Annotated in this window: 2 protein-coding genes; both read right to left on the minus strand. The window is 51.5% G+C overall.

The genetic code is table 11. From position 1 onward, the window contains the following. Positions 1-142 precede the first annotated feature (142 nt). On the minus strand, positions 143-994 hold the full coding sequence (locus GF617_RS26725) for an extended-spectrum class A beta-lactamase BEL-1 (protein WP_063857830.1): 852 nt from the start codon (positions 992-994) through the stop codon (positions 143-145). Between the two features lie 160 nt (positions 995-1,154). Next, positions 1,155-2,018, minus strand: coding sequence for a carbapenem-hydrolyzing class A beta-lactamase GES-5 (locus GF617_RS26730; protein WP_012658785.1), 864 nt, complete (start codon positions 2,016-2,018; stop codon positions 1,155-1,157). Positions 2,019-2,136 lie beyond the last annotated feature (118 nt).

Raw genomic sequence — 2,136 nt, forward strand, 5'->3', positions numbered from 1 at the left:
CCTGCCAGTAATAGTGCGTGAATGAAGCGCATGGTGATCCCTTGAGATGGAAATTATCTTTGTACGCCCGTCTAACGCTTGAGCCAAGCGGCGCGAGCCATGCGAGCGTCCGGCTTAGGCGAATTGTTAGACGTATGCGGATTCAGTGAACAACATATTGACGTGCTAACTTTGCTACAGAAGCAATTAATAACGCCCTTTCCTCGCCTTGCAATTCAGGTGCATTGGTATATACAGAAAGAACATATTTTTTTCCGGCAGTGGTTATAAAAAACGCCACATCGTTACGGCCGCCATTCGCACACGAGCCTGTCTTGTCACCCGTTACCCATGAATCAGGCAAGCCAGCTCGAATGGTTTTGTCCCCGGTCTGATTGCCGATGAGTAATCGCCTTAGCTGCCCCTTGGATTTATATGTCAACGTGTCTCCAAAAATCAGCTTTGACACAGTCTGTGCCATGGACATGGGCGTTGTTGTATCTCTTTCATCGCCGGGCGTATTGGTGTTCAAAGTCGGTTCAATACGATCAAGGCGACTTACTTTATCACCCAGGCTACGGAAATACTTTGTCAATAAAGGTGGGCCGCCAACCTCTTTTAACAGCAGGTTAGCTGCGGCATTGTCGCTGAGTTGGAGGGCGGATTGAATTGCCTCAGTTACAGTCATATATCCAGTTGCCACATACCGTTTTGCGGCTGGGGCGTACTCTTCAAGGAACGCGGAATCGTAATGAAGCTTGCGCTCAGGATTCTCTTCCCCAGCGTCAATGCGACTCAGAACAAGAGCGGCCAACGGCAACTTGAAAGTTGAGCACATCGCGAACCTTTCATTCGCACGATACCCTTGAATCAGGTTGCCATTTTCACTAACTAGGGCCACTCCGATCTTGGCTTGATTGTGCGCCTCAAGATCTGAAATGGCATGTTCAAAGTCCGCCTGGGCAAAGGCTGGAATGACAAGGAACAGCAATAACGGGTAGAGCAGCAGTTTCATCTTGATCTCGATTTTCAAAATACTAGAGATTATAGGCTTACGTCTAACGCCTGAGTTAAGCCGCGGTGCGCAGTGGCAAGCGGCGTGCGAAGCTTAGCGTAGCACGCAAGCGCCGCCACGAAGCAACGTCGGCTTGAACGAATTGTTAGACGGGCGTCAACTATTTGTCCGTGCTCAGGATGAGTTGTGTAATAACTTGACCGACAGAGGCAACTAATTCGTCACGTTCTACGGCCGATAGTTTCGGGGCCGTTGTATACACCGCTACAGCGTAATCTCTCTCCTGGGCTTTAAAAAAACCAATGTCGTTCCGGCCCCCGTTGGCGCAGGTACCAGTTTTCTCTCCAACAACCCAATCTTTAGGAAAACCCGCTCGTAGTGTCGCGTCTCCCGTTTGGTTTCCGATCAGCCACCTCTCAATGGTGTGGGTCGAGGTGGACGTCAGTGCGCCGCCATAGAGGACTTTAGCCACAGTACGTGCCATAGCAATAGGCGTAGTTGTATCTCTGAGGTCGCCAGGTGTGTTGTCGCTCATCTCCGGCTCTTTCCGGTCTAGCCGACTCACAGAGTCGCCAATTTTACGAAAATACTGCGTCATTGCAGCAGGTCCGCCAATTTCTCTCAGTAAGAGGTTAGTAGCCCCATTGTCGCTAAGCTGCACCGCAGCTTGCGCTGCCTCGAGAACCGTCATGTGTCCCGATGCTAGAAACCGCTCCGTGGCAGGAGACCATTCGACGATCATGTCCGGCCCATATGAAAGTTTTCGATCCCCCCGCTCGGTGCCTGAGTCAATTCTTTCAAAGACCAGCGCGGCTAGCGGAAACTTGAACGTTGAGCACATTGCAAAACGCTGCGCCATTCGGTGGCCCGCGACGATCTCTCCTTGGGGATCGACGATCGCAACACCGATCTGAGCTGCTTTTTCGCGCTCTAGCTTCTCAAGATCGGTCTTGAAGGTTAATTTTTCCGACGCATATGCAGAGTGAGCGATCCCTGCCAGTAATAGTGCGTGAATGAAGCGCATGGTGATCCCTTGAGATGGAAATTATCTTTGTACGCCCGTCTAACGTTTGACATGAGGGGCGGCCAAGGGCGCCAGCCCTTGGACGTCCCCCTCGATGGAAGGGTTAGGCATCACTGCG

The organism is Lelliottia sp. RWM.1 (assembly GCF_016859735.1).
GTDB lineage: Bacteria > Pseudomonadota > Gammaproteobacteria > Enterobacterales > Enterobacteriaceae > Enterobacter.

Coding starts and splice junctions, on each gene's coding strand:
- GF617_RS26730 (WP_012658785.1), bottom strand. CDS start 2,018: ATGCGCTTCATTCACGCACTATTACTGGCAGGGATCGCTCACTCTGCA.
- GF617_RS26725 (WP_063857830.1), bottom strand. CDS start 994: ATGAAACTGCTGCTCTACCCGTTATTGCTGTTCCTTGTCATTCCAGCC.